The 25,237-nt window shown below is 68.3% G+C and carries 20 protein-coding genes; 17 read left to right on the top strand and 3 right to left on the bottom strand.

The annotated features are described in order from the left end of the window. Positions 1-10 precede the first annotated feature (10 nt). Positions 11-1,021 carry an LLM class flavin-dependent oxidoreductase gene (locus ACFHWT_RS17605; RefSeq protein ID WP_416595740.1) on the top strand — a complete coding sequence of 337 codons (1,011 nt, stop codon included), beginning with the start codon at positions 11-13 and terminating at the stop codon, positions 1,019-1,021. After that, positions 1,018-2,178 carry an alpha/beta hydrolase fold domain-containing protein gene (locus ACFHWT_RS17600; protein ID WP_416595738.1) on the top strand — a complete coding sequence of 387 codons (1,161 nt, stop codon included), beginning with the start codon at positions 1,018-1,020 and terminating at the stop codon, positions 2,176-2,178. Before ACFHWT_RS17605 ends, ACFHWT_RS17600 begins: the two co-directional genes overlap by 4 nt. A gap of 77 nt (positions 2,179-2,255) precedes the next feature. On the opposite strand, the gene ACFHWT_RS17595 is transcribed toward ACFHWT_RS17600, so the two are convergent. Beyond that, positions 2,256-2,873 carry a helix-turn-helix domain-containing protein gene (locus ACFHWT_RS17595; protein WP_282230248.1) on the bottom strand — a complete coding sequence of 206 codons (618 nt, stop codon included), beginning with the start codon at positions 2,871-2,873 and terminating at the stop codon, positions 2,256-2,258. A 301-nt stretch (positions 2,874-3,174) separates the two neighbouring features. Between ACFHWT_RS17595 and ACFHWT_RS17590 the strand changes: the two genes are divergently transcribed. After that, complete coding sequence (locus tag ACFHWT_RS17590) at positions 3,175-5,757, top strand: LamG-like jellyroll fold domain-containing protein (protein ID WP_416595737.1); 2,583 nt, start codon at positions 3,175-3,177, stop codon at positions 5,755-5,757. A 157-nt stretch (positions 5,758-5,914) separates the two neighbouring features. Next, positions 5,915-6,442 carry an SAM-dependent methyltransferase gene (locus ACFHWT_RS17585; RefSeq protein ID WP_416595736.1) on the top strand — a complete coding sequence of 176 codons (528 nt, stop codon included), beginning with the start codon at positions 5,915-5,917 and terminating at the stop codon, positions 6,440-6,442. Positions 6,443-6,500: 58 nt separating this feature from the next. Here the strand turns inward: ACFHWT_RS17585 and ACFHWT_RS17580 are convergent, their stop codons facing one another. After that, on the bottom strand, positions 6,501-8,636 hold the full coding sequence (locus ACFHWT_RS17580) for a hypothetical protein (RefSeq protein ID WP_416595735.1): 2,136 nt from the start codon (positions 8,634-8,636) through the stop codon (positions 6,501-6,503). 201 nt (positions 8,637-8,837) lie between these two features. On the opposite strand from ACFHWT_RS17580, the gene ACFHWT_RS17575 reads away from it, so the two are divergent. After that, positions 8,838-9,530: a class I SAM-dependent methyltransferase gene (locus ACFHWT_RS17575; protein ID WP_416595734.1), complete on the top strand. Its 693-nt coding sequence runs from the start codon at positions 8,838-8,840 to the stop codon at positions 9,528-9,530. Positions 9,531-9,539: 9 nt separating this feature from the next. Continuing rightward, a complete protein-coding gene (locus tag ACFHWT_RS17570; protein ID WP_416595733.1) occupies positions 9,540-10,313 on the top strand; it encodes an alpha/beta fold hydrolase in 774 nt (257 codons plus the stop codon). Between the two features lie 45 nt (positions 10,314-10,358). On the opposite strand, the gene ACFHWT_RS17565 is transcribed toward ACFHWT_RS17570, so the two are convergent. Further along, complete coding sequence (locus tag ACFHWT_RS17565; protein ID WP_416595731.1) at positions 10,359-11,522, bottom strand: serine hydrolase domain-containing protein; 1,164 nt, start codon at positions 11,520-11,522, stop codon at positions 10,359-10,361. 306 nt (positions 11,523-11,828) lie between these two features. Between ACFHWT_RS17565 and ACFHWT_RS17560 the strand changes: the two genes are divergently transcribed. The 11 genes from ACFHWT_RS17560 (at position 11,829) to ACFHWT_RS17510 (ending at position 25,227) form a co-directional block, all read left to right on the top strand. After that, a complete protein-coding gene (locus tag ACFHWT_RS17560) occupies positions 11,829-13,082 on the top strand; it encodes a cytochrome P450 (RefSeq protein ID WP_416595730.1) in 1,254 nt (417 codons plus the stop codon). A gap of 324 nt (positions 13,083-13,406) precedes the next feature. Continuing rightward, positions 13,407-14,999 carry an MFS transporter gene (locus ACFHWT_RS17555; protein WP_416595729.1) on the top strand — a complete coding sequence of 531 codons (1,593 nt, stop codon included), beginning with the start codon at positions 13,407-13,409 and terminating at the stop codon, positions 14,997-14,999. Between the two features lie 111 nt (positions 15,000-15,110). Further along, positions 15,111-15,932: an SDR family oxidoreductase gene (locus ACFHWT_RS17550; protein ID WP_416595727.1), complete on the top strand. Its 822-nt coding sequence runs from the start codon at positions 15,111-15,113 to the stop codon at positions 15,930-15,932. Between the two features lie 143 nt (positions 15,933-16,075). Beyond that, positions 16,076-16,702 carry a DoxX family protein gene (locus ACFHWT_RS17545; RefSeq protein ID WP_416595726.1) on the top strand — a complete coding sequence of 209 codons (627 nt, stop codon included), beginning with the start codon at positions 16,076-16,078 and terminating at the stop codon, positions 16,700-16,702. A gap of 121 nt (positions 16,703-16,823) precedes the next feature. Next, positions 16,824-17,774 carry an ATP-binding cassette domain-containing protein gene (locus ACFHWT_RS17540; RefSeq protein ID WP_416595724.1) on the top strand — a complete coding sequence of 317 codons (951 nt, stop codon included), beginning with the start codon at positions 16,824-16,826 and terminating at the stop codon, positions 17,772-17,774. A gap of 842 nt (positions 17,775-18,616) precedes the next feature. After that, positions 18,617-19,396 carry a hypothetical protein gene (locus tag ACFHWT_RS17535; protein ID WP_416595723.1) on the top strand — a complete coding sequence of 260 codons (780 nt, stop codon included), beginning with the start codon at positions 18,617-18,619 and terminating at the stop codon, positions 19,394-19,396. Next, entirely contained in the window at positions 19,393-20,679 is a 1,287-nt protein-coding gene (locus ACFHWT_RS17530; RefSeq protein ID WP_416595722.1) for an aminotransferase class V-fold PLP-dependent enzyme, read from the top strand. Before ACFHWT_RS17535 ends, ACFHWT_RS17530 begins: the two co-directional genes overlap by 4 nt. 14 nt (positions 20,680-20,693) lie before the next feature. Next, the gene (locus ACFHWT_RS17525) at positions 20,694-21,563 is read left to right on the top strand and encodes a class I SAM-dependent methyltransferase (RefSeq protein WP_416595721.1); all 870 of its coding nucleotides are present in this window, start codon (positions 20,694-20,696) and stop codon (positions 21,561-21,563) included. Continuing rightward, positions 21,563-22,711 (top strand): trans-sulfuration enzyme family protein, encoded by a 1,149-nt coding sequence (locus ACFHWT_RS17520; RefSeq protein ID WP_416595720.1) that lies wholly within the window; start codon positions 21,563-21,565, stop codon positions 22,709-22,711. Before ACFHWT_RS17525 ends, ACFHWT_RS17520 begins: the two co-directional genes overlap by 1 nt. After that, on the top strand, positions 22,708-24,135 hold the full coding sequence (locus ACFHWT_RS17515) for an aminotransferase class V-fold PLP-dependent enzyme (RefSeq protein WP_416595719.1): 1,428 nt from the start codon (positions 22,708-22,710) through the stop codon (positions 24,133-24,135). Before ACFHWT_RS17520 ends, ACFHWT_RS17515 begins: the two co-directional genes overlap by 4 nt. A 198-nt stretch (positions 24,136-24,333) precedes the next feature. Then, positions 24,334-25,227 carry a DUF1702 family protein gene (locus ACFHWT_RS17510; RefSeq protein ID WP_416595718.1) on the top strand — a complete coding sequence of 298 codons (894 nt, stop codon included), beginning with the start codon at positions 24,334-24,336 and terminating at the stop codon, positions 25,225-25,227. Positions 25,228-25,237: the final 10 nt, after the last annotated feature.

Genomic DNA, 25,237 nt, shown 5'->3' with positions numbered 1-25,237 from the left:
GGAGGTTCGCGTGGCTGTGGAAATTGGACTCGGCCTGCAGAGCGACAAACGCGCCGGCGACTACGCCCGGCTGGCCCGTGCCGCCGAGGCGCACGGCTTCGACGTGCTGAGCGTCTTCGGTGACCTGATGTACCAGCCGCCGATCTTCCCGCTGCTGGAGATGGCCGCCGCCACCGAGCGGGTCCGGCTCGGCACCGCCTGCCTCAACCCGTACTCGATGGCGCCGTACGAGATCGCCGGCCAGCTCGCCGCCCTCGACCTGGCCTCGCACGGGCGGGCCTACCTGGGGCTGGCCCGCGGCACCTGGCTCGGCGCGGTCGGCATCGAGCAGCCGCGTCCGCTGACCGTGCTCGCCGAGGCCGCCGAGGTGATCCACCGGTTGCTGCGCGGCGACCGGTCCGGGTTCGACGGCAAGGTGTTCCGGCTGGCCCCGGACACCGCCCTGCGGTACGCGGTGCACCGCCCGGACCCGCCGCTGCTGCTCGGCGCGTGGGGGCCACGGGGTGCCGCGCTCGCCGGCCGGATCGCCGACGAGATCAAGGTCGGTGGCAGCGCCAACCCGGACATGGTGCCGGTGATCCGCGACCGGCTGCGTCCCGGCGCCGACGCCGCCGGCCGGTCCGTCGACGACGTCGGCATCGTGTTCGGCGCGGTGACCGTGGTGGACACCGACGGCGAGGCGGCCCGGGCGAAGGCCCGCACCGAGGTGGCGATGTACCTGGCGGTGGTCGCCGACCTGGACCCGACGGTGACCGTGCCGGACGAGCTGCTGACGCAGGTCAAGTCGCTGGTGGCGGCCGGCCGCGACGTCAACGCCGGCCGACTGGTGCCCGACGACCTGCTGGACCGGTTCGCCTTCTCCGGCACCCCGGAGCAGGTCGCCGCCCAGGCGCAGGCGCTGATCGACGCGGGGGTACGCCGGGTCGAGTTCGGCACCCCGCACGGGCTGACCGACGATCGTGGCGTCGAGCTGCTCGGCACTGCGGTGCTGCCGCTGCTACGTAGGGAGGCTTCCCGATGACGGTCGACGGTGTACTCGTCGTCGCCGGCCCGGGGCTGACCGTCGACGCGGAACTGCTGCGTAACCTGGTCGCCGCCGAAGCCGCCGGCCTCGGCGTGGTCGGCGACTTCGTGGTCGCCGCCGACGCCGACGAGGTCCGCGGCCTGCTCGACGGGGTCGGCAGCGTCGGCGGGCGCGCGGTGGTGCTGCTGCCCGGCCCGGACCCGGCGGTACGGGCACTGCTGACCGCCGACGGCCGCTGGGCGGGACGTACTGTCCACTACGACCCGCAGGTGACCGACCCGCAGCCGACCGGTCCTGGCTCGGTCCACCTGTCCGGCCGGGGAGTGTGGGGGCTGGCCTGGGCGATCCGGCACGCCGTGCACCGGCTGCGCCGTCCGGCGCGGCGGATCGCGTACGGCCCGGACCCGGAGCAGTGGGGCGAGCTGCGGCTACCGGCCGATGCGCCCGATGTGTCCGCCGGGCCGTTGCCGGTGGCGGTGCTGCTGCACGGCGGCTTCTGGCGGTCGATCTGGGCGGCGGACCTGATGGACGCGCTCGCCGTCGACCTGGCCGACCGGGGCTACGCAGCGTGGAACCTGGAGTACCGCCGGCCGGACCGGCACGGCTGGCCGGCCACCACCGCCGACGTGGCGACCGGTCTGGCGGTGCTGGCCAACCTGCCGGAGCTGACCGGTGGCGCGGTGCCGGACGGTCTGCTCGACCTGGACCGGGTCGCGGTGTTCGGCCACTCCGCCGGCGGGCAGTTGGCGGTGCGGCTGGCCGCCGACGGCGGTCCGGTGCCGGTGGCGTTGGCGGTCTCCCTGGCCGGGGTGCTGGACCTGGCCGAAGGGGACCGGCGGCAGGTCGGCACCGGCGCGGTCGCCGCCGCGCTCGGCGGTAGCCGGGACACGGTGCCGCAGGTGTACGCCGCCTCGGATCCGATGGCCCGGCTGCCGATCGGCGTGCCGCAGCTGATCGTCCAGGGTGCCGGTGACGACCTGGACCTGATCGACTTCAACCGCCGGTACGTGGCGGCGGCGCGGGCCGCGGGGGAGGACCCGGGCTGGCTGGAGCAGCCGGGTGACCATTTCTCGGTGATCGACCCGGCCGCGCCGATCTGGCAGGCGACGATGGCGCAGGTGGACCGGGTCCTGGACCGGATCGCGGGCCGGTGACGGTCCGGACCCGGTCAGCCGGCCCGAAATTATTACGTGTCAGTGAACATGTTGCCCACCAGTGGGCAGTGTGGCGGTCAGAACAGCCGCGGGGTGACCACCGACACCACGGTGGTCACCTGGTCGGTGTCGTTGTACAGCCGGTGCGGGGTGCTGGACCGCAGATGCAGGCTGTCGCCCGGGTAGAGCCGGTGCTCCACCCCGTCGACCTCGTACAGCAACTCGCCGCTGACCACGTACGCGAACTCCTCGCCGAAGTGCCCGTACGCCTCCTCGCGGCGGCCACCCGGCGCGATGTGCACCAGCATCGGCTCCAGCACCAGGTTGGGGCCACGGTCGGAGAGCATCCGGTAGGTCTGCTGACCGGAGACGTACTCGGTGGCACCGTTGTCGGCCCGGGTGAGGGTGAAGTGCACCGGCAGGCTGCCCTGCGGGTCCTCGGCGGTCTCGGCCGGCTCCGCGCTGAAGAACTCGGCGACCGGCCGGTCCAGCGCGGCGGCGACGCTGTTGAGCGCGGTCAGCCCGATCGACGAGACACCCCGCTCGACCTGGGACAGGAACCCGATCGACAGGTTTGCGCGGCTGGCCAGACCGCGCAGGGTCAGCCCCTGCTCCTTGCGGAACTGGCGCATCCGGGCGCCGACCAGATCCTGGCGTGCGTCGCCGTCGGCGACGACGCGATCAGACCTGCGCACCGGACCTCCCGTGACCCCCGCGCGGACCGCCCGCCGGGCCGCGCCAATTCTTGTTCGATGGTATCGAACTAACTACCCCGACCGGAACCCCGACCGGACGTCGTCGACAGGTGATGCGCACGCTGATGCCGACACATGCTCGCCGCCCTTGAGATTGACCACGCAGCGTGTCGACAGGCTCCCTCGACGTGAAAATGTGCGGAGGTGGGGATTGACGGGCGCTGGTGTCCGGCGGCTAATCTGCTCCGGCATTCACATTTACACATCGCGGGGGGTGGACGTGCCGTACGGCAGGCACCAGTTGACGTTCGACGCAGACCGGGTATCCAAGGGACTGTCGGGATGGCCGCCTCGCCTCGCCTTTGGCGCGGCGACCCTGCTGGTGGTCACCCTGGTGCCGGCCGCACCAGCGGCGGCCGCCGCCAACCAGGCGCCAGACCGCCCGACACAGCTCACCGTGCACGGCCGCGCCTGCGAGCCGGGCGCCGGCAGAGTCTGGACGCTCACGACGACACCGACGTTCGCCGCCCGCGCCAGCGACGCGGACGCCGGTCAGCAGTCGCTCACCACCACGTTCTCCTGGCGGCGGGTCGGTCAGCCCCCGCACACCATGCAGCAGGTGCAGCAGAGCACGGGCAACCCGTCCTTCGCCTCCGCTACGGTGCCGACGGCAGCGGCGCTGGAGCACGGTGCGTCCTACCTGCTCCGCGCCCGCACCACCGACGGCACGTCGACCGGGGGCTGGTCGAGGCCGTGCCGGTTCACCGTGGACGTCGTCGCACCACAGCCGCCGTCGGCGGTCACCTCGGCCGACTATCCGCCGATGACACCCAACCAGCCGCCGGTCGGCGGGGTCGGTATCCCGGGAATCTTCACGATCAGCCCGCCGGCCGACGCCACCGGCATCGTCGGCTACGCCTACACCCTCGACAGCGGCATCGGCCCCGGCTCCGCGCCGGTGGTGCCGGCCGCCGCCGACGGCTCTGCCACGCTCGAGCTCCAGCCGACCGACGACGGCATCAACACCCTGCGGGTCTGGTCGAAAGACCAGGCAGGGCTCGCCTCCACTCCGGTGGAGTACCAGTTCTTCGTGGCCGCAGGCAACGCGCCGGTGGCGCACTGGGGCTTCGACGACGGTGGCGGTGTCGGCGACGACGGCACCGGCAACGGCAATGCCCTCACCATCGTCGGTGCCACCACCACGCCGGGCCGGAACAGTCCCGCCCTGTCGCTGACCGCAGCCGGCGACCACGCGGCCACCACCGGACCGGTCAGCTGGCCGCACCCGACGACCGCTGCCGCGCTCACCCTGCGTACCGACCTCACCTTCACCCTGTCGGCATGGGCCAAGCTCGACTCGACTGACACCGCACAGAGCGTCGTCACGGTCGACGGCAGCACCACCTCGGTCGCAGCCATCGGCTACGACGCGACCGCCGACCGGTGGCGCTTCACGATGGCCGACGGCGACTCCGCCGCCACCACGCTGATCAGCGTGGACTCCGACACCGCCGCTGTCCCCGGCCGGTGGACGCACCTCGCGGCGACCTACCACAAGCCCTCCGGCGCGATGCAGCTGCACGTCAACGGCGTTCGGCAAAACGCGACCGCCACCCTCGCCAGCAGCGTCGCCGTCACCGGGTCGGTCACCGTCGGGCAGGCGCTCCGGGCCGGCGCGGCCACCGACCAGTTCTTCGGCCAGGTCGACGACGTCCGTGTCTACCAGCGAGCGCTCTCTACATCGGAGATCGGCGAGCAGGCCCGCCCGATCGCGCCCCAGGTCAGTCTGCCCGACGGAGCCAGTGTCGATTTGGGCACCTCCGTCCCGGTGACCTTCGACGCCGGCGGTGACACCAACGTGACCCAGTTCCGCTACAGCGTCGGCTCGGCCATCCTGAACCAGAACGCCGTGCCGGACGTGCCCGGAGGCTCGGTCACCGTGTCCGTCACTCCGACGGCACTCGGTGAGGTGCCGGTGTTCGTTGGCAGCCGGACCGCCGAAGGCCTCACCAGCCCGCTAACGAGCGTGACGCTGCAGGTGCTGCCCGCACCCGTGACGGTCACCGGCACCGTGTACGGGACAGACTTCATGCCGGTCGGTGCCGGCGTAACGGTCACCCTGGAGCCGGGTGGCCGACAGGTTCCCACCGGCGCCGACGGCGGCTTCAGCTTCGCGAACGTCGACCCCGGGCAGTACACCGTGACCGCTAGCTCCGGCGGCGGGGACTGTGGAGCCGCCGCCAGCACGGAGATCACCGTCCCGGACGCCACCGACGTCGTGTTGTTCCTGTCCCCGGCGGCCAGCCCGGACGGCAGTTTCTGTCAGGAGTTGACCCAGCCGTTCACACCGGTGTCCGGCACGGCGCTCGCACTTGCCGGAAACGACGAGGTAACCGAGACCGCCCTGCCGTTCCCGGTCACCTTCTACGGGCAGGCCTACGACTCGGTCTGGGTGGACACCAACGGAATCCTGACCTTCACCGATCCCGGCGGTTCGTATCCGACGCCGACCGGCATCCCCACTGTCGGTGGACCCGATGCGATGGTCGCCGCGTTCTGGGACGACCTGATCGTCGACGGGCAGGCCAGTGTCGTGACGGCGATGCGGGGCTCCGCGCCGTTCCGCGAGTTCATCGTCGAGTGGCGGGACGTACGCCGCGCCGCCGACCCCGACGAGCGGATGACGTTCCAGGTGGTGCTCGGTGAGCTGGGCGTCATCCAGGTCAACTACACCGGGATTGACCCGGCCAGCCCGGGTGAGCGCGGCGCCGGTGCCACTATCGGTGTCGAGAACGCCACCGGCACCGGCGGCCTGGAGTACTCGTTCGGCGCGCCGGTGCTCGTCGACGACCGTACGGTGGCCTTCCTCCCGGGCGCTTGGTGACCGTCTACGCGATCGCCAACCTGATCCCCGTCCAGGCCAGCCCTGCCGATGATCGCCGTGCCGATGCCTGGTTGGGCATCGGCACGGCGATGGGGTTGTCCAGAGGGTCACTCATGCCGGTTCACAGCGTTGCGCAATCATCTGGATACTATGCGGTATGCCTAAGTCAGTAGTTCCCGAACGGTTGTCCTGGGCGGTCGACCGGCTCCAGCTCTCGCCAGGTGACGACGTTCTGGAGATCGGATGTGGTCGTGGTGTCGCGCTCGCGCTCATCTGCGAGCAACTCGATACCGGATCGGTGCTCGGCGTGGACCGTTCGGCCACAGCGATCGAAGGCGCACAGCAGCGAAACCAGGCGGCGGTGGACGCGGGACAGCTCGAGCTGACCGTCGCGTCGTTTGAGAAGGCGGACTACCGCGGCCGGACCTTCGACCGGATTCTCGCGGTCAACGTGAACCACTTCTGGGTCCGCTCCGCCACCAAGGAACTTGAGCTGCTCAAGAAGCTGCTGACCAGCGACGGCCGGATTCACCTTGCCTGGGAGCCGCCCAGCCCGGCGAAAGTTGACCAGATCGCCGACACCGTCGGTCCGCTCGTCGAGGACAGCGGATTCGACGTCTCCGTGGAGATTGCCCAGACCAAGTCCGGTGCCGCCTTGGTGGCGGTGGTCGGGACCCTGCACTGAGCGGTCCGGCGGTTGGTAGGCCGTGGGCTGGTAGCCCGGACGGCGGTGTCGGCACCGTTCAGTGCCGCACATGGTACGCCCGCACAACTGTCTGCTCGACCGAGTTGCCGGCCGAGTCGACGGCCCATGCCCGCAGCGAGACGTGCTGGACCGTCGGCAGGTGCGGCACGTAGGCGACCCGGTTGTCGCCGGAGCCGGTCACCGGCACGGGGATCCAGTGTCGGCCGTCGTTGTAGGAAGCCTGGACGGTCAGCCGGCGGACCGAGCCGTGCGCCGACGCGTCCTGCCACTGCACGGTCAACGGAACGGGGAAGAACGTATGCCGTGGTGCCCGGTTACGGTCGTCCAGTTCCGGAGTGAACCGGATGGCCGCCAGCGGCAGTCGGAGCGTTCCGTCAATCTGTCCGGACCGGAACGTCCAGGCCGTCTTTACCGAGGTGGCGAGCTTCGAATCGGGACGGCTGGCCATGGCTTCCAGGCGATAGGTGGCTTCCTTCGCCGGGACCTGGAACGTACCGGTCGCCACCAGCGGGCTCTGTCCGATCAACTGACCGTTGCGGTACAGCTTCGTGGATGAGCTGTCGACCACGGACCGGGACTCGCGGCCGAGACCTTGGTCGGTGAAGAGCGACACTTCTACATCGATCTCGTTGCCGGTGCGCACCGCCCGGGTCCACGACCACGGCCACTGCGGCGGGAAGGACGGGCCGAAGACCGCGCTGTTCCAGCGCTCGATTCCGCTGGATCCGGCGGCAAAAAACCGAGGGCCGCTGTAGGTGATCGTCCGGGGTTCACCGACCGGCTCACCGTCGAAGACCTCCACCGAGGACAACCATGGGGTGTCCGGAACGTAGAACTCGTCGATGGTAAAGGGCAGTGCTCCGGTCACCAGGTGGTCCTTGCGGCCGACCTGGCCACTGTCGGTGGCCGCCAGCCGCGCTTGCACAGTGGCCAGCTCGCTGTCGGGCATGTGTCGGATCAGGTCGACGGGCACCTGCCCGGGTTCCACCCACTGTACGTGGTAAAGGTAGGGACTGCCGGCGAAGCCTCCTTGACCATCGGGCTTGGCCAGCCGGCCGGCGACGTAGAAGACGAAGTCACCACCGGTGGCGCTGCTCTCCGACGGTCGGACGAACAGGTTGGAGAAGTCGGCTCCGTGGGCGCTGCTACCGAAGTACCGCCCATCCGGGGTGATTCGCTCGAAGATGATCGCCACCTCGCCTGGCGTGGCGCCGGGACCATCGACGGTCACCCCTACCGGCTGCCCCTCGGCTGCGGTCAGCGCGATCGTCCGGGCACCGTCGACCACCAGTTCGGGCTCGACGATGTGGGTCTGACGGTCACCGGCTGGGCCAACGGTGTCGATCTGTGCATGCAGGTAGTACCGCCCCTCGGGGAGGTTGACCAGGGCGGTTCCGGACGGGTCGGTGACCGTGACCTCGATGTCGGAGTCGATGCCGGCGATGAACGCGCTCCACTGTGCGGCAGCGGCACCGGTGTGGTCGGTGGCGACCAGCGTCAAGTCGACGTTCGCTGCCGCACCGGTGGTGTCGGTGCTGGCCCGTACCGGGTCTGTGGTGTTGCCGCGTGACTCGACGGCCTGCCCCCGGCCGGCCGCGTCGTCGAGCCAGAGCCCGATTCGATCGCTGCTATCCGATCGCCCGGCCTGCGTGGTCAATTCAGACCAGAATTGGGCAAATTGGTCGCGGTCGACCTTGGCGGTGGCACCGGCGACACCGTCGAGGCGACGGACCCCGGTGGCACCGGCCGCGCCGGCCAGCGTCGCCGCCTCGGCACCGTTCGCTGCGGTCACGATCAGCGCCAGGCCAGTCCTGTCGTCGCCGACGACGGGCCGGCTGACGTTGAACAGTCGATCGTCGAGGCGCCCCGCCGTGACCAGATGGCGGGCGTCGGCCGGAAGGACGTACACATCTTCGTTGTGGACGAAGCGAGTGAACCGCAGACCGGCGCGGCCGGCAGCAGGATCGATCACCACATCCTGACCGGCCGGTGCCTGGGGACGCCACGACACCCGGTCGCCGGTGACCAGGGTCAGCCAGGCTGCGGATGCGACGGACGGTGCGGTGGAGGGTGCCACCGGTGCCGCGCTTGCGGTCGGGGCAGCCGACGATACCGACAACATGACGGCGGCGGTGACGGCCGTGGCGACGAGACTGACGCGTTTGCTGGACATCGACACTCCTCGGGCGGCGGTGTCTTGGACCCGACCAAGATATGGTCCGTGATCGACTTGGGTCGCAAAGATGGCAGCGTTTCGCCAGAGGCCAGTGGCATGCGGTGAAAGTCTGACGGCTTTCTTTCAGGTCGACGGCCCGCCGGACGGGCTTGCGGTAGAAACGCTGGGAATGCCTTCCTATGCTGTGAAGGAGCGAGCATGACCACATCGACCCCAGACGCAGTCGAGGCCTTTGAGCACTTCTATCGTGGACAATCGCCGGTCGAGGGCATGACCTTCAGCGCCGTACCGTGGGACGTCGGGCAACCTCAGCCACTGCTGGTCGAGCTGGAGTCCGCCGGCAGGATCGGCGGCGCGGTGCTCGACGCAGGCTGCGGGCTGGGCGACAACGCCATCTTCCTGGCATCCCGGGGGTACCAGGTCACCGCCGTGGATGGCGCCCCCACAGCCGTCGAATGGGCCGAGCGCCGGGCCTCGGCACACGGCGTCAAGGTCGACTTCGCGGTCGCCGACGTCACCGATCTGTCCGCTTACGCCGGTCGGTTCGACAGCATCGTGGACAGCGCACTGTACGACTGCCTCGACGCCGAGCCACGTCGCCAGTACGCGCGCGAGCTGTACCGGTGCGCCCGGCCCAGCGCCCGGCTGCACCTGTTCTGCTTCTCCGACGAGATGCCCACCGACCTGCCCGGCGTCTTCCGGATCACCGAGGCCGACCTGCGCGAGGTGCTGGGTGGAGCCGGCTGGCGGATCACCACACTGCGACGAGGCACCTATCTGGTCAACGAAGACGCCGGAGCGTTCTTCCGCAGGGAGAACATCGACGTGCCATTCGATGATCGCGGCCGGGTGGAGCTGCCCGCATGGGTGGTCGAAGCGGATCGACCCTGACAGGCTGCCATGCGGTCGATGCACCTTACTGAGATCGGCGCGTGTCTGCGCTTCCACGATCTGGCCGGAGCCGAGCCCGCGGGGGTATACCTGCCGGGACTGGCTTCGGCGGGATCGGCTGACTTTCCGGAGACGGCGGCCCAGCCGCCGCTGCGAGACCGACGGTGGATTGTCGTCGATCTACTCGGGGCCGGGTTCAGCGATCGTCCGGCTGGGTTCGACTATCGGATGGAGTCGCATGCCGTCACGGTCGCGGCCCTGCTCGACAAGCTCGGCCTGGCCGACTGCACGGTGGTGGCCAGCAGCATGGGCGGCGCGGTCGCGATCCTGCTCGCGGCGTCCCGGCCGGACCTGGTGGGAAGACTGGTGCTGGCCGAGCCCGCACTCGACCCGGGCCGGGGCCGGCTGAGCCCGTACCTTTCGGACCTCACCGAGCAGCAGTACGTCGCCAGCGGGCACCGTCAGCTGCTGAGGATGCTCGCCGAGATGGACAGCTCCGGTGAGTACGTGGGGACGTTCGCGGCAGCCCTGCGTACCGCCGACCCGGCGGCGGTGCACCGCTGCTCCCGATCACTACGAACGCAGCGGACACCGAGCCTGCGTGAGACGTTGTACGCGTTGCCGATGCCGCGTTCGGTGCTGGTCGGCTCCCGGTCCGCCGTCGATACCGAGGTCCTCGGGCGCAACGGGGTCGATGTCTACGAGGTGCCGGATGCCGGCCACTCCATGATGGACGACAACCCGGTCGGGTTTGCCGCCGCGATCGCCGCCGCCGGCAGCTGAGGTCGTCGCGGCCAGGCCGGCGAGGCTTCGCCTGGCAGCTGCGGTTCAGTCGCTGTACACGGCGGCTTCGACCTCGTTTACGTATGACCCGAACAGGCCCTCCAGCGCGGTGTTGGTGAGCGCGACAACGCTGATTGCCGCCGCCGGGTCGACGAAGCTGTTCGTGCCGTAGACGCCACCCCAGCCATAGCTGCCGGTAGGCCGGATCGATTCGGCCTCGGCCTGGTCGCGGACCACCGAGAAGCCCACCCCGAATCCGGTGCCGGGACCGACGTGGACGGTATGACCGGCGACTGCATCGGTGCACATCAGGCGGGCGGACTCGGCGGAGAGGACAGGTCCGCCGCCGGTGCGTACCGCCTCCAGCAGGGCCAGGTAGTCGCGTGCGGTGCCGACCATGCCCATCCCACCTGAGGGGTACGCGGACGGGTCGGCGGCCCGGGCCGGCGCGTACCGGATCGGACCGCCGAACGGCATCGTCAGCTGGTCGGTGACGCCCATCCGGCGAGCCGGGGCGCCCGGGGTCGCCGCGTCCGCGTAAGCGGCGGTGAGCCGATCCGGCTCGGCGGCGGAGAACGCGGTGTCGGTCATCTTGAGCGGCTCGGTGACCAGCTGAGTGACCATCTCCGGTAGCGACCGTCCGCCGACTACCTGCAGCACCTCGCCGATCACGTCGATGCCGAGCGAGTATCCCCACGCGGTGCCGGGCGGGAAGGCCAGCGGGATGCTCGCCAATCGCCGGACGTTGTCGTGCAGGCTGACGGGACTGTCGTCGCTGCCGTCGGAGACTCCTGCGCCGCGGAACGGCTCGTTGTCCGGGCTCAGGAATCCATAGCCGAGGCCCGAGGTGTGCGTGAGCAACTGCCAGATGGTGATCTCCGGGGAGCTTCCGTCGGACAGTCTTGGGCGGAAGTGCGGCAGGATCGTGTGTACCGGGGTGGACAGGGCCAGCTCACCCCGGTCGACCAGCGCCAAGGCGGCTGCGGCGACGATCGGTTTGGTCATGCTGGCCAGTCGGAACAGCTGCCCTGCCGTTACCGGGATGCGTGCCTCCCGGTCCGCCCAACCGGCGAACCGTTCGTAGACGACGACGCCTTGGTGCGCGACGACCGTCGCGGTGCCGACAACCCGCTGGGACGCCAGCGCCCGATCGATCACGTTGTCGAGGCGGGCGGCCAGATCGCCACGGGCGGCAGGGGCATCGGACACCGCAGGCACCTTCCATCGATCGGCACGGTCACCGATGAGGATAGCGAAGCGTCCGAAGCCGCTACATATATCTTTCCTCTCGATGACATGATCACTGCCCGGTTGGCCGCCTGCCGGCTGCGTCGGCGGAGCCAGTGAAGGGCTTTCAGCGCCTGGAAAGAGGCGGTTGACGGCTATGTTGAGCAGGCATCTACTGGACTTCAGGGCGCCGTATCGTGATGGCACGGCCACGTCATGTCTGTCTCGCGAGCCTCAACACTATAGGGTTATCAACCGACGGCGTCGGAGATGCACACGGGAGCAGTGATGACCATCCAGCTCACAGCCGGCCCCATCCCCAGCGCCGGCCTCGATCCACTCGAACCCGCCTTCCAACTCGACCCCTACCCGTACTACCACTGGCTGCTGCGCAACGACCCGGTTCACCTCGGCAACGAGGAGACCTGGTACGTGACGCGGTTCGCGGATGTCCGCCTGGTGATGAGCGATCAGCGCTTCGGCTGTGCGTCCGTGCGCGACTGGTGGGAGGAGATGATCGGTCCGGGTGCCCTCAAGGATATTATGCGCGACACCATGTTCTTCGAGGACAACCCGAATCACGCTCGGTTGCGGTCGTTGATCAGCCCGACCTTCGCGCCGAGTCGGATGCGAGCCTTGCAGCCCAAGATCGACGAGGTGGTCGACGAGTTGCTCACGCCGCTCGCTCACCGCGGCGAGATGGAGGTCGTGAGCGACTTCGCGGCACCGCTGGCGCTCACCTTTGTCTGCGAGTTGATCGGCATTCCCCGCAGCGGGTACGAAGGTGTTCGCAAGTGGTCGTTGGACATCGCCCCGACGCTGGATCTGATCCCCTCGGACGAGGAGATCGTCGCCGGGAACGCGGCTATGGGTGCCTTCACGGACTATCTGCGTGAGTTGATCGATTCTCGACGTGGCGACCATGGACCGGACCTGATCAGCGTGATGCTTGAGGCTGCCGAGGGCGACGGCGTGGACGGACGTCCGGTGACGATGAACGAAATGATCAGCACGGTGATCTCGGTTGTCTTCGCCGGTCACGACACGGTTACCAACCAGGTCAGCAACACCGTGCTGGCGCTTATCCGCAACCCGGACCAGATGGCCCTGCTGCGGCGCCGTCCGGAGCTGGTCGACAACACGGTCGAGGAGTCACTGCGTTTCGACTCGGCGGTGCAGTCGAACAGCCGCCGAGTCGACGAGGACGTCACAATTGGAGACAGGCAGCTACGTAAGGGCGACTTCGTCGTGGCGCTGATGGGCGCGGCCAACCGCGACCCGGAGAAGTTCGATGACCCGGATCGGTTCGACATCACCCGCGAAGGGACCAAAACGATGTCGTTCGGTGCGGGTATGCGGTACTGCCTGGGCGCGATCCTTGCCCGGCTCGAGCTGCGGACTGCCTTGGACCGGCTGATCCGGTTGCCCGACATGCATCTGGCGATGCCGGAGGAGGAGATCTCCTACCAGCGCAGCTCGATGTTCCGCAGCCTGGTGAAGCTGCCGGTCACCTTCGACCCCGTACCCACCTTTCCGAACTGATCGCGAGGACTCGTATCGACGGCATGACCGTCACCGCTGGTGACGCAACCGAGTCCGCCGGCACCTATCGGTGTCGGCGGACTTCGGCGTGCCGTCGGGTCGGGGCCCGGGGGAGACCTTGTGGAGGTGGGCGACCCGGCTGCCGTCGGGTCGTACGGGGTGCCAGGGTCACGCCGTCTGTGGCGGATGCGCGCGTCACCAGCGGTGTCGCACCTGACGTCCGACGGAGCCGGGCGATTCAGCGTCCTCATCTACCTGACGGTAGCCACCCACCCACCAGGAGACGGCCGGACGGCCTACCTCCATCACCCACTAGGAATCCGCATGACCAGCACCGAGACCGGGCCGAGGGCCGGTCGCCGCGAGTGGACCGGCCTCGCCGTACTCGCCCTGCCGTGCCTACTGGTGTCGATGGACCTCACGGTCCTGAACCTGGCGGTGCCGCAGTTGAGCGCCGACCTGCGACCGAGCGGGACCCAGCTGCTGTGGATCGTCGACATCTACGGATTCATGATCGCCAGCTCACTGATCCTAATGGGATCGTTGGGCGACCGGACAGGCCGCCGCCGACTGCTGATGGTGGGTGCGGCCGCGTTCGGCGCGGCGTCGCTGCTCGCCGCTGCCTCCACCAGTGCGGAGATGCTGATTGCGAGCCGTGCCCTGCTCGGCGTCGCCGGCGCGACGCTGATGCCGTCCACTCTGGCGCTGATCCGCAACATGTTTCACGATCCTGCCCAGCGGACCACTGCCATCGGTATCTGGACCGCGGCGTTCTCTCTCGGAGGCGTCCTCGGACCGTTGGTCGGTGGGGTGCTGCTGCAGTACTTCTGGTGGGGCTCGGTCTTCCTGCTCGGGGTGCCGGTCATGGCCCTGGTGCTGCTGCTCAGCCCGGCCTTGGTGCCTGAGTACAGAAGCGCTGAGCGGACGCGATTCGACCTGGTCAGCGCCGCACTGACGGTGGTCGCCGTGTTGCTGGTCATATACGGGATGAAACGGTTCGCCGAGACCGGCGCAGACCTGCTCGCCGCGATTGCGGCGGTGGCCGGCGTCGTGCTCGGAGTCTGGTTCGTGCGCCGGCAACTGCGGATGCCGCACCCGCTGGTCGACATCCGGCTGTTCCGGATTCCGGCCGTCGGCGTGTCGTTGGCTGTCAACACCGGCGCCTTCTTCGTGGCCTTCGGATCATTGCTGCTGATCGCGCAGTACCTGCAGTTGGTCGTAGGGCTGTCCCCGCTGGCCGCCGGCCTCTGGACCGTACCGTCGGCGCTGGGCTTCGTTCTCGGCGCGATGGTGGCGCCAATGCTGACCCGGTTGACGCGACCCGGAAACGTGATGGCCCTCGGGATGGCGGTGTCGGCTCTCGGGTTCGCGTTGCTCACCCAGGTCCGCGCCGACTCCGGACTGACGATCGTGGTGGCTGCCGGCATCCTGTTCTTCTTCGGCGTGGCACCGGCGTACATCATCGCGACCGACCTGATCGTGTCCGGAGCACCGCCCGAGCGGGCCGGCGGCGCCTCAGCGGTGTCCGAGGCCGGCACCGAGTTCGGCAGCGCCCTCGGTATCGCGGTGCTCGGGACGATCGCGGTCGCCGTCTACCGAGGATCCGTTGACGGTCCGGCTCTGGCCGGCCTCCCCGCCGACATGGTCGAGACGGTACGCCGCACCCTGGGGGGCGCCACTTCGGTGGCCGAACAGCTGCCAGCTCCGCAGGACATCCAGCTCACGGAGTTGGCCAGGGCGGCGTTCGCGCAGGCGCTCGGGGTAAGCGCGGCGGTCTCCGCACTGCTCGCGGCGGCGATGGCCGTCGTCTGCGCGGTGGTGCTGCGGCGGACTCCTGGCGCACCAGCCGGAGAGCCGGGTGCGGCGACGTCGGTCGAGCACGCCGTCAGCAATCGATCGTCTAAACAGGCCCACTGATTGCGGTCGAACCGGCTGTACGGCCCGGCGCGCCGGGCCGTACAGCCGATCGATCGTCCCTAGAATTGCGTAAGGTCGGGTGAGCATCATGTACGTAGTCGAAACCGGATTGTGGCGAGAGGAGTCTTGACAGTGAGCAAAGTTGCCGTTGTCACCGGGGCTGCCCGAGGGGTTGGCCGGGGAATCGCACTGGTGCTTGGTGAGGCCGGTGCTACCGTGTATCTCACGGACCGGGAGAGCCGGGACCACAAAGTGTCGGAGCTGCCCGGGACGGTTGAGGACACTGCGGACCAGGTGGTTGAGCGGGGTGGCCGGGCAGTGCCGGTCGCCCTCGACCACACTGATGACGCGGCGGTAGCCGACCTCTTCGCGCGGGTGGATCGGGAGACCGACGGAATCGACCTGATGGTGGCGAATGCCTTCAACGGCAACGCCTTGCCGTTCCGCGGAGGCCCGTTCTGGACGTTGCCGTTGGCGCACTGGGAGAACATGTTCGACAGCGGCGTGCGGAGCCACCTGGTGAGTTGCTGGCACGCGGCACCTTTGTTGATCAAGCGCCGAGGGTTGATGGTTCTCACCGGACTTGCCCACACCGATCCATCGGTCCTGGCAAACCACCTCTTCTACGATCTGGCGATGGCAAGTGTCAGCCGGCTCGCGTCGACCATGGCCCAGGATCTGCGCCCGCACGGGGTCACCGCACTGGCGGTCTCACCCGGCTTCACCCGTACGGAGGCGATCATGGCAGCGGTAGGCGAGGCACCGCCGGGCAGCGACTCGATCGTCTTCCCCGGTCGCGCCGTTGCGGCCCTGTGGTCGGATCCGGAGGTCGCCAGGCACGCCGGACAGACCATCACCGTGGCTGACCTGGCCGCCGAGTACGGTTTCACTGACGACCCGGTCCCCGTCACGTCCGGTAGCAGCGGCCGCTGACGTCGGTCCGGGTGGCTTGTGATACGCCCGGCGCAGGTTCTCCGAGCGGGCAGTTGGAGGGCACCGCAAAAACAGGCCGGTGCGCTTTCCTCCGGCCGACAGAATTCGCCCCGAGGGTCACACATGCTTCTAGCTTGATGGTCATGAGTACTGATGCGGTCCGCCCGGGACGCCCGAGCGGAGACATGGCCAGTGACAGCACTATCTCTCGGGCCTCCGAGCCCGCTGGTACGGGCTCGGAGGCCCGTAGTGCACAGGATCCGTGGATCGGCGCCGGTTTGCTCGCCTTGCGGGCTGCCGTCGGCACCACGTTTCTGCTGCATGGAATCCAGAACGTCTCCGGTGCGTGGACCGGTTGGGACGCTGCGGCGATGAGCGAATATCTCAGCCCCAAGGGCTTCGGTGGGGCAGCTACGGCCGTTTCCTGGTTTCTCGCGCTGGCCCAGGTCACCGCCGGGCTGATGATCCTGCTTGGCCTCTTCACCGCGGTGGGTGCTGTGGTGGTGGTCGTGCCAATGGCGACGTCGGCTTTCACGAAGCTGAGCGTCGGGTTCTTCATGCCCGGTGGCTTCGAGTGGGAACTGGCGGTCATGGCCGGCGGACTGACCCTGCTGCTTGCCGGTGCCGGACAGTATTCGCTGGACCATCTCAAGATTCCCGAGCGTACGGTGGCCCGGGCACGCCTCGTCGCCGTGGCACTCACAGTGGTCATTACCCTGGCGATGATTGTCGTGACCTGGGGCGCCCCGCCGCCGCAAGTCCCGCAGTGACCGATAGCGCGATCCGCCCGACAGATCCTGCGATCCGCCAGTCCGACCGGGGCCACCGCGGCGTGTGTCGTCGCGGTGCGACCCCGGCCGCGGCGTGTCGCGGCAGGACCGAGAGGTAAACGTGGATCCGACAGCTCGCGACGCTGCGGGGATAGCAGCGTACGGTCTACGTAAGACTTACCGACGAAGTGTCGCGTTGCGCGGACTGGATCTGCGGGTGCCAGAGGGTACTGTCTGCGCTCTCCTGGGGCCCAACGGGGCGGGCAAGACCACGATGGTGCGGATCCTGTCGACGCTGACCCGACCGGACGCGGGGTCCGCGCGGGTGGCCGGGTTCGACGTCGTCGGCCAACCCGAGCAGGTCCGTCGGCATATCGGCCTGGCCGGTCAGCACGCGTCGGTCGACGAGGGCTTGACCGCCCGGGAGAATCTCTGGCTGTTCGGTCGGCTGCACCACCTCAGCGACCGGGCCGCCCGCCGCCGCGGTGCGGAGCTGCTGGAACGCTTCGGTCTCGATGCCGCCTCCGATCGGCTGGTGAGCACCTACTCCGGTGGGATGCGCCGACGGCTCGACCTCCTGGTCAGTCTGATCGTCGCGCCGACGGTGCTGTTTCTCGACGAGCCCACGGTCGGCCTCGATCCACACAGCCGGCAGCAGATCTGGAGCCAGGTGGCCAACCTCGCCCTCGGCGGCACGACCGTGCTGCTTACCACGCAGTACCTGGAGGAGGCCGACCAACTCGCCGATGACGTTGTCGTCATCGACGGGGGGCAGGTGGTGATCTCGGGGACGCCGGACGAGCTCAAGGCGACAATCGGTGCACGGCTGGAGGTGGTGCTGGCCGGACCCGACGAGGTCGATCGGGCGGCAGTGGTGCTGCGTGCGCTGACCGGCGCCGACCCGGTAGCCGATGCCCCTTCCCGCACGATCAGGGTGGACATGGTCGCCGAATGCACGCTTCCCGTGGTCGTGCGGGAGTTGGACGCGGCAGGGCTGGTGGTCGAGGACGTGGCTGTCCGCCGCCCGACCCTGGACGAGGTCTTTCTCCAGGTCACTGGTCGGGGCCGGTGAGATCCACAGCCCGGGCATTGCGTAGTGGGCCCACGGAAGGCGTTTGAGCTGGCCGTACAGGGTCGGCTGGTTGGCCTTGACCGACACGTACAGGTGTCCGCCGGCAGCGGCGTACGCGACTTGGGCGTGCAGCGCGTCCGCGACGATCACCGCACCCGCCGGGCTCCCGAGCCTAGCCTTTTCCTGCTCCAGCAGCGGGGCGAACGCCGGGACCTCGTTCGACCTCGCCGCGACCTGGACCTGCACCAGGACCAACACCGGTCGAGGTGTCGTGGGCCGACAGCAGATGGAGCACAACCAGTCGGCCAGGACCACTGTCAGCGCGGACCAGCAACCGCCATGCCCTGGTCAGGACCGGCACCCGGCTGGTGAACCTGAGCCGGACGGGGCAGGGGCGTGCTGACGGATCACGTCGATCAGCGAGGATGACATGCGCGGGTGTGGTTATTGTCGGTGTCTTGTTGTCTCAGCAACTGCATGATCACCTACACCTCGCACCTGTCCTTTGTCACGCTAGGTCGACGACACCGCGCTCATGCAGGCCAGAGACACTCTCAGACAACTACGCAAGGCCCCTGGGTCTGCAGAGTCCACTACTTGATTTGCCGGATTACTGCGGGTTGATACAAACTTGGCTGCTGGCTGCCGGATCCACCGAAACAGTCACGTCGGGATGACGGCAGGTTCCGCGATCTCTGTCGTTTGGCTAACGGATAGCTGGCACCCGTCGGCGGGTTTGCCATAACTTGCGGATGTGGCAACCGATGAGGACTCGACGCCACCGCGCGATGATCCGGCGGCGGAGTCGACCTCAGCCCGGCTACGGTGGGTGGTGATATGACGTGTCGGCCAGCCTGGACCTGCTCGGCATCGCCCAAGCGTACGTCGACAGTAGATCAGATGTGGTCGGGAAGACCCGGTTGGCTGAACTATCATCGGTGTACTGCCTACTCGACGGCGATTTTTGTCTTGAGGTCGCGGATTACGTCGACCGCGCCCCAGTGCAAGTTTGTGACGCGGATCTGCTCTCGCGATACGACCGGTTGAAGGACGAGACGCTGGCGCAGTTCCACGCGCTACGTGACGCTGGTCTGACAGTCCTGCCCTGGCGGGCCGCCGGGCAGCCGTACGGCAACTCGGCGGATCTGATCGACCGGGTTCGCCGTACCGGCGTCCTCTACGTCTACCTGACCAGGGACGGGCACGGACCAGCCGGAAGTCTTGAGCCGCGGCACCATCCGATGCGTGACGGGTCCGGAGTGCGCGTCGCCGGGGTCGAGTTCAGCCACAACGACCTGTTTCGAGCGGTGCACGACGCATTCGGTCACGTGATGTTCGGCAACGACTTCGGCCCGGAGGGGGAACTGAAGGCCGTCTACTGCCATATCCACATGTACTCGCCGTGCCTGGAACCCCTTCTTTTCACCGAACACCTCGGACAGGTGTGTTGGTTCTATTTCGGAGCCCATCTGCGTGACGGTAACGGTCAGATTCCTGCGCGCGATTCACCCGATTACGTCCCGCCGGCCCGACGGCCGTACGCCGAGCAAAAAGTCTTTATGTTCGACCAGGGATTCATCGACCGGTTTCATGGCATGTTCGGGAAGCAGGAGACGGTATGACTGAGACGTCCAAAAGCGTACTGACCAGAAGCTTCATGCCTGCGACGATCCGGAATGAATTTCCGCTACTCCGGAACAACTCCGAGTCGCCGGCACTGGCGTATCTGGACAACGCTGCGACAACCCAGAAACCACAGCCAGTGCTGGACGCGATCATGTCCTACTACGGCACGGTCAACAGCAACGTCGGCAGGGGCTACCACCGGCTCGGTCTCGCCGCCACCGAACGGCTCGAACAGGCCCGCGCCGTTGTCCAGCGGGCGATCGGCGCGGCCCGGCCGGAGGAGGTCGTCTTCACCAGGGGCACTACCGACGCCGTGAATCTCGTCGCCGAGGTGGCCGGGCGACGGCTCGTCGGCCGGGGAGACCGGGTGGTCGTCACCGGCATGGAACACAACAGCAACCTGCTGCCGTGGCGCCGGTTGTGCGACGACGCCGGTGCACAACTGGTCGTGGCCTCGGTCGCCGCTGACGGCCGGGTGGACATGGCTGACTTTTCGGCCGCTCTCGGCTCCGGCGCCCGCATCGCCGCGATGGCTCACGTCTCCAATGTGCTCGGCACCGTCAATCCGATTACCGAGATGGTCGCCGAGGCGCGTCGATGCGGCGCCTTGACGGTGGTCGACGGTGCCCAAGCGGTGGCCCACCGGGCAATCGATGTCGCCGCCATCGGCGCCGACTTCTACTGCTTCTCCGCCCACAAGGTCTACGGACCGATGGGTATCGGCGTGCTGCACGGGCGCTCCGAGGTACTTGCCGAACTGCCGCCTTATCAGGTGGGCGGCGGCACGGTCAAGGCCGTGAGCTTCGCCGAGCCGGTGAGCTACATTGCCCCTCCGGCCCGGCTGGAGGCCGGTACTCCGGACGTGGCCGGGGTGGTGGGACTGGCCGCAGCCCTGACCTACCTTGAGGAGATCGGTTGGGAGCGGATCCGTCGCCATGATGAGTCGCTGGTCCGCACCGCTGTGGCCAGGCTGACCGAGTTGGACCGGGTCAGGGTCGTAGGTGACCCGGCGTACGATCCCAGTGGCATCGTCTCGATCACCCTCGACGGGCTGCATCCGTACGACGTCGGGGGCCATCTCGATCAGCACAACATCGCTGTGCGATGTGGCGTGCACTGCGCCAGTACCTTCCTCGACAGCCTCGGACTGGTCGGCACCGTGCGGATCTCCTTCGGGATCTACAACACAGAGGAAGAGATCAGCCGAGTCTGCGAGGCGCTGCGAACGGTGCGCCCAGGCTTCTGGACCCGGGAGCACCCCACTACCCGGTTCCTGTGAGAACGGAGAATCCAATGACCTCGGTGTCGATCGACGCCGCCGTCCACCGTAGCCAACAGCGCGACATCTGGAACGCCGTCGCCCAGGGGTGGGAGCGCTGGGCGCCCGAGTTCGAGCAAGGCGCGGTCGGGGTCAGTGACCGCCTGGTGCAGCTGGCCGGGCTCGGTGCTGGCGACTTTGTCCTCGACCTTGGCACCGGGATCGGCGAGCCGGCACGCACTGCCGCTGTCGCCGTGGGCCCGACCGGTCGAGTGCTCGGAGTGGACCTGTCGCCCGAGATGGTGGCGATTGCCCGCCGACGGTCGGCAGACGTGCACAACGTCGCCTTCGCCGTCGCGGACGAGAGCAATGTCGACGTCCCCGCTGGCGGGTTCGACGCCGTGCTCAGCCGCTGGGTGCTGCCGTTCACGGCGGACCGGATCGACACGCTACGGCGACTGGCCAGGATGCTGCGGCCGGGCGGTGTGCTGGCCGCGGCGGTCTGGGCGCGACCACCCGCCGTACCGATGATCAGCCTCGGCTTCTCAGTGATCTCCCGGGAGCTCCGACTGGATCCGCCGCCACCTGGCCAGCCCGGACCGTTCAGCATGTCCGACGCGGGCCAGGTCGCCGATGAACTGCGGGCGGCCGGATTCACCCAGATCGCAGTGACCGAGTACGCGGTGCCGTTCGTCCTCGCCTCCGTCGCCGACTTCGTTGCCTTCACCAGGGACGTCCTGCCGCCGCGGATGCGGGAGCTGATTGAGCGGCACCGGGGGACCGTCGATGACCCGAACCTGTGGCGGGCGGTCGCTGAGGCAGCCGAAGCACACGCTGACGAAGGCGGGGTCCGGATGACGTCGACGACGTTGCTGTTGCGGGCGGTCACGCCGGGCAGGCCGTGATGAGGTTCGACACCCGCCTCGTACAGGTGGGTCAGGACCCGGAACCCGGCTCGGGCGACGTGGTGCCAGCCCTGCACCTCGCGGCCACTTATGACCGAACGGTGCAGGATCCGCCCCGCTACTTCTACGCCCGTGGGGAGAATCCGACCCGCGACGACCTGCAGCGGAGCTTGGCCGCGCTCGAGGGGGCTCGGTTTGCCACCGTCTACGCGTCGGGGCAGGCCGCAGCGATGACAGCGCTGTCGCTGCTGCGGCCCGGGCAGCGACTGCTCTGCGGGGACGACATCTACGGTGGGACCTACCAGCTGCTCCAGCTGCTCGAGCGCTACGGCATCCGAGTCAGCTTCGCGGATCTGACAGATCCGGCCGTGCTGAACCGTCTCGACGGTGGCGGTGACGGTGGCGCTGATGTGGCGATGGTCTGGGTGGAGTCGCCTAGCAATCCCCTGCTCAAGGTGGTGGACCTGGCCGAGATCGCCGAGCGTACACATCGGATCGGGGCGCTGCTTGTGGTGGACAACACGCTGGCCAGCCCGGCATTGCAGCAGCCGCTGCAGTGGGGTGCCGACGTCACGGTCTACAGCACCACCAAGTCCATTGCCGGTCATCTGGACGTACTTGGCGGCGCCCTGGTCTACGACGATCCCGAACTGCACGAGCAGTTCCTGGCCTACCGCACAACCACCGGGAACATGGCCGGTGCGCTCGACTGCTTCCTGGTGCACCGAGGGCTGAAGACCCTGGGTCTGCGGATGGCCCGGCAGGTCGACAACGCTCAGCGAATGGTCGAGGCGTTACGTGACGAGCCGTCGGTCGTCCGGACCCACTACCCGGGGCTCGCCACGCATCCGGGCCATGCCCTGGCCAAGCGGCAGATGGCTGGTGGCGGCGCGCTCTTCAGTTTCGAGTACCGGCACGACCCGGAGAAGTTGATGAGCCGGGTACGGCACTTCACCAGCGCGGTCAGCCTCGGCGGTGTGCGTTCCCTGATCGAATGCCCGGCGCTGATGACCCATCGGCCGATCCCGCGCGAGGAGCGCCTGGCGCGGGGGATCAGCGACAACCTGATCCGGGTCTCGCCGGGGATCGAGGACCCCGCCGACCTGGTGGCGGACCTGATCGCGGCGGTACGTGCGGGCGACCGGTGACAGCGCCACGGTGTACAGCGCCACGGTGTTGCGAAACGGAGGAGCCAGTGTCGTCACAAGGTAGGACCGGCGGGTACGCTGCAGTGCCCACGGCGACGGAGTCAACGCTCGGACCACTTGGCGACCCTCTTCGTTGGCAGCGGATTCGCGCGCTGTTTCCGCTCGCCCCGGATCTCCGGTACCTGGACACCGCAGCCGCCGGCTCCGTCCCGCGGCCCGCGTTGGAGCTGCTCGCCGCGGCGCAGCCGGACACCTCGGCGGCACTGCGGCCACGCGACAGCTATCCGGACACCCTGGTGACCGAGGCTCGTGCGACGCTGGCATCGGCGTACGGCTGTTCGGTGGACGAGTTGGCGATAGTGTCGAGCGCGACTGACGCGTTCGCCCGGATTCTGCACGGCGTCGAACTGGGCCCGGGTGACGAGGTACTGGCTACCGATCATGACTGCTTCACGGTCCGGACGCCGTTGGCGCTGCTGCGTGACCGGCGGGGTGTGGTGGTGCGTCGGGTGTGTCCGCCGGTCGGTCCAGAACAGCGCGCCGAGCAGATCGTGGCGATGTTCGAAGCCGCAGTGACCCGACGAACCCGCGTGATCCAATGGCCTGCGGTGAGCCTCACCATCGGGGCGGTCTTCCCCAATCGCGAGCTTGCCGAGCTTGCGCAGCGGCACGGGCTTATCAGCGTTGTCGAAGGCGCCCAGTTCATCGGCCAATTCGACGTCGATCTGCGGAGCTTGGGGGTTGATTTCCTGGCCTCATCCGGATCAAAATACCAGTGTGGTCCGATGGGTACCGGCCTGTTGTACGCGCGGAACCGGGTCGACCCGGAACACAATCCGTTACCATTGCCGGATTTCTGGCCGACGGTGTCACTGAACTATCCGGTTGACGGGGGCCTACCTCGGCGCGGCGGTGCCGGTGCCGGTGCCGGTGCGTACGACCTCGGGGCGCTGCTGCAGCAGAGCGACACCGCCGACCTGACCAGGCCCGCCGTGCTGGCCGCAGCGAGTCGCCTGTGGGATCAGATCGGGCGAGCTGACATCGCGCGGTACGTCGTTGGTCTGGGCGCCCGGATCAGGCAGCAGATAGTCGACCGGTGGGGGACTGGGTCTTTGCTCAGTCCGCTAGCCGACCCGTCGATGCACTCCGGCATCGTGACATTCGACCCGTTCGCCAGTGCCGCGTGGAGCTCTCGCAGCGCCGGCGTGGGGGCCACTGACGCTGTCGACTCGGGTCGACTGAGCGAGTTCGTGCGACGGATGGAGGACGAATTCGACACCCGGTTGCAGCAGGTGTTCGTGCCGGCTCCGGGACGCGGCGGACCTATACCGGCCATCCGCATGTCGCCACACCTCTACAACAGTGCTGATGAGATCGACGCGGCGGTGACCGCGATGTGGCAGACTGCCGAGAAGTTGCGGTAATTCCGATATTGCTGATTACTGACAGATGCAGGAAAGAGCCCTGATGGGATTCTTGACGAGTTCTTTCGGCTGTTGTACCAATTGAATGAGCGATGAGAGCGGGAGGCTGATGTGTTGGACCTGGGCGGCCGTTCCATGTTCGGATCTTTAGATGGAGATGCTGGGTCCAGGTGGTCCAACCTGCCATTGCCAAAAAGCATGGCTGACTTCGAGAAACGTGGTTTTCGTTGCACACGTCCAGAGTCGCGTAATATTCTCGAACGGCACGCCACTGCTTTTCTCACCGGATTCAACCTGGCGGTACGGCACTGGCGGGACCCACACGCCGCTCTCGCGGAGGTCCCCGCTGCGGAGCGGGGCTTCGCCTATGAGGGCGCGGCTATGTACGCCTCCCTGCGTGACCTGGCGTCACCCGGCCGCCGCCCGTCGGTCGATCGGTTGCTGGATCCGCCCGGTGACGGGTACATACACCTGATTCACGTCGGCGCCGGTTGGACACTCGCCCCGCTGCGACTCCCGCTGCCCCGGCTTCCCCGTACGCCGCTACTGCGGTGGCTGGCGCTCGACGGTGCGGGCTTCGCGGAGACGTTCTTCGGCGGCACCGCCGCACTACGCCGGCGGTGCCGGCGAAGGCCCGGACCACGTTGGGAGGCGCAGGTCGCCGGCTGCGGGCGGGCACTGTGGTTCGTCGAGTCGGCCGACGTCGACGCGGTCGCCCGGGTCGTCGCCGCCCAGCCTGCCGCCGCGCAGCCACACCTGTGGAGCGGCGTTGGGCTGGCCTGCGGGTACGCCGGAGCGGTCAACGAGCGGGAGCGGACTCGACTCGCCGGACTCGCTGGTCGGCACCAGTACCACCTCCGGCAGGGAGTCGCCTTCGCCGTCGGGGCCAGGCACCGCTCCACGGTGGTGCCGCAGCACACCGTCGACGCCTGCCAACAACTACTCGGCACCGACGTCGAGACCGCGACCGGCTGGACCGATCAAACCGCCGCGCGGCTCGATCCGGCGGGTGGCCTCAACGACTACCTGGAGTGGAAGGCGCGGATTCGAGAACTCGTCGCGGACTACCCGTTGATCCCGGAGCACCAGTAGATCCCGGAGC

It is taken from the genome of Micromonospora sp. LOL_021 (assembly GCF_048060215.1).
In the GTDB taxonomy this organism is placed as follows: domain Bacteria; phylum Actinomycetota; class Actinomycetes; order Mycobacteriales; family Micromonosporaceae; genus Micromonospora_E.
Note: the sequence above shows the minus strand (reverse complement) of the source record. Positions and strands in the feature narration are given on the sequence as shown.

What these genes read in the sequence shown, in the direction of transcription:
- ACFHWT_RS17600 (WP_416595738.1), top strand. Translation starts at nt 1,018, where the DNA reads ATGACGGTCGACGGTGTACTCGTCGTCGCCGGCCCGGGGCTGACCGTC.
- ACFHWT_RS17585 (WP_416595736.1), top strand. Translation starts at nt 5,915, where the DNA reads ATGCCTAAGTCAGTAGTTCCCGAACGGTTGTCCTGGGCGGTCGACCGG.
- ACFHWT_RS17580 (WP_416595735.1), bottom strand. Translation starts at nt 8,636, where the DNA reads ATGTCCAGCAAACGCGTCAGTCTCGTCGCCACGGCCGTCACCGCCGCC.
- ACFHWT_RS17575 (WP_416595734.1), top strand. Translation starts at nt 8,838, where the DNA reads ATGACCACATCGACCCCAGACGCAGTCGAGGCCTTTGAGCACTTCTAT.
- ACFHWT_RS17570 (WP_416595733.1), top strand. Translation starts at nt 9,540, where the DNA reads ATGCGGTCGATGCACCTTACTGAGATCGGCGCGTGTCTGCGCTTCCAC.
- ACFHWT_RS17560 (WP_416595730.1), top strand. Translation starts at nt 11,829, where the DNA reads ATGACCATCCAGCTCACAGCCGGCCCCATCCCCAGCGCCGGCCTCGAT.
- ACFHWT_RS17555 (WP_416595729.1), top strand. Translation starts at nt 13,407, where the DNA reads ATGACCAGCACCGAGACCGGGCCGAGGGCCGGTCGCCGCGAGTGGACC.
- ACFHWT_RS17545 (WP_416595726.1), top strand. Translation starts at nt 16,076, where the DNA reads ATGAGTACTGATGCGGTCCGCCCGGGACGCCCGAGCGGAGACATGGCC.
- ACFHWT_RS17530 (WP_416595722.1), top strand. Translation starts at nt 19,393, where the DNA reads ATGACTGAGACGTCCAAAAGCGTACTGACCAGAAGCTTCATGCCTGCG.
- ACFHWT_RS17525 (WP_416595721.1), top strand. Translation starts at nt 20,694, where the DNA reads ATGACCTCGGTGTCGATCGACGCCGCCGTCCACCGTAGCCAACAGCGC.
- ACFHWT_RS17520 (WP_416595720.1), top strand. Translation starts at nt 21,563, where the DNA reads ATGAGGTTCGACACCCGCCTCGTACAGGTGGGTCAGGACCCGGAACCC.
- ACFHWT_RS17510 (WP_416595718.1), top strand. Translation starts at nt 24,334, where the DNA reads ATGGCTGACTTCGAGAAACGTGGTTTTCGTTGCACACGTCCAGAGTCG.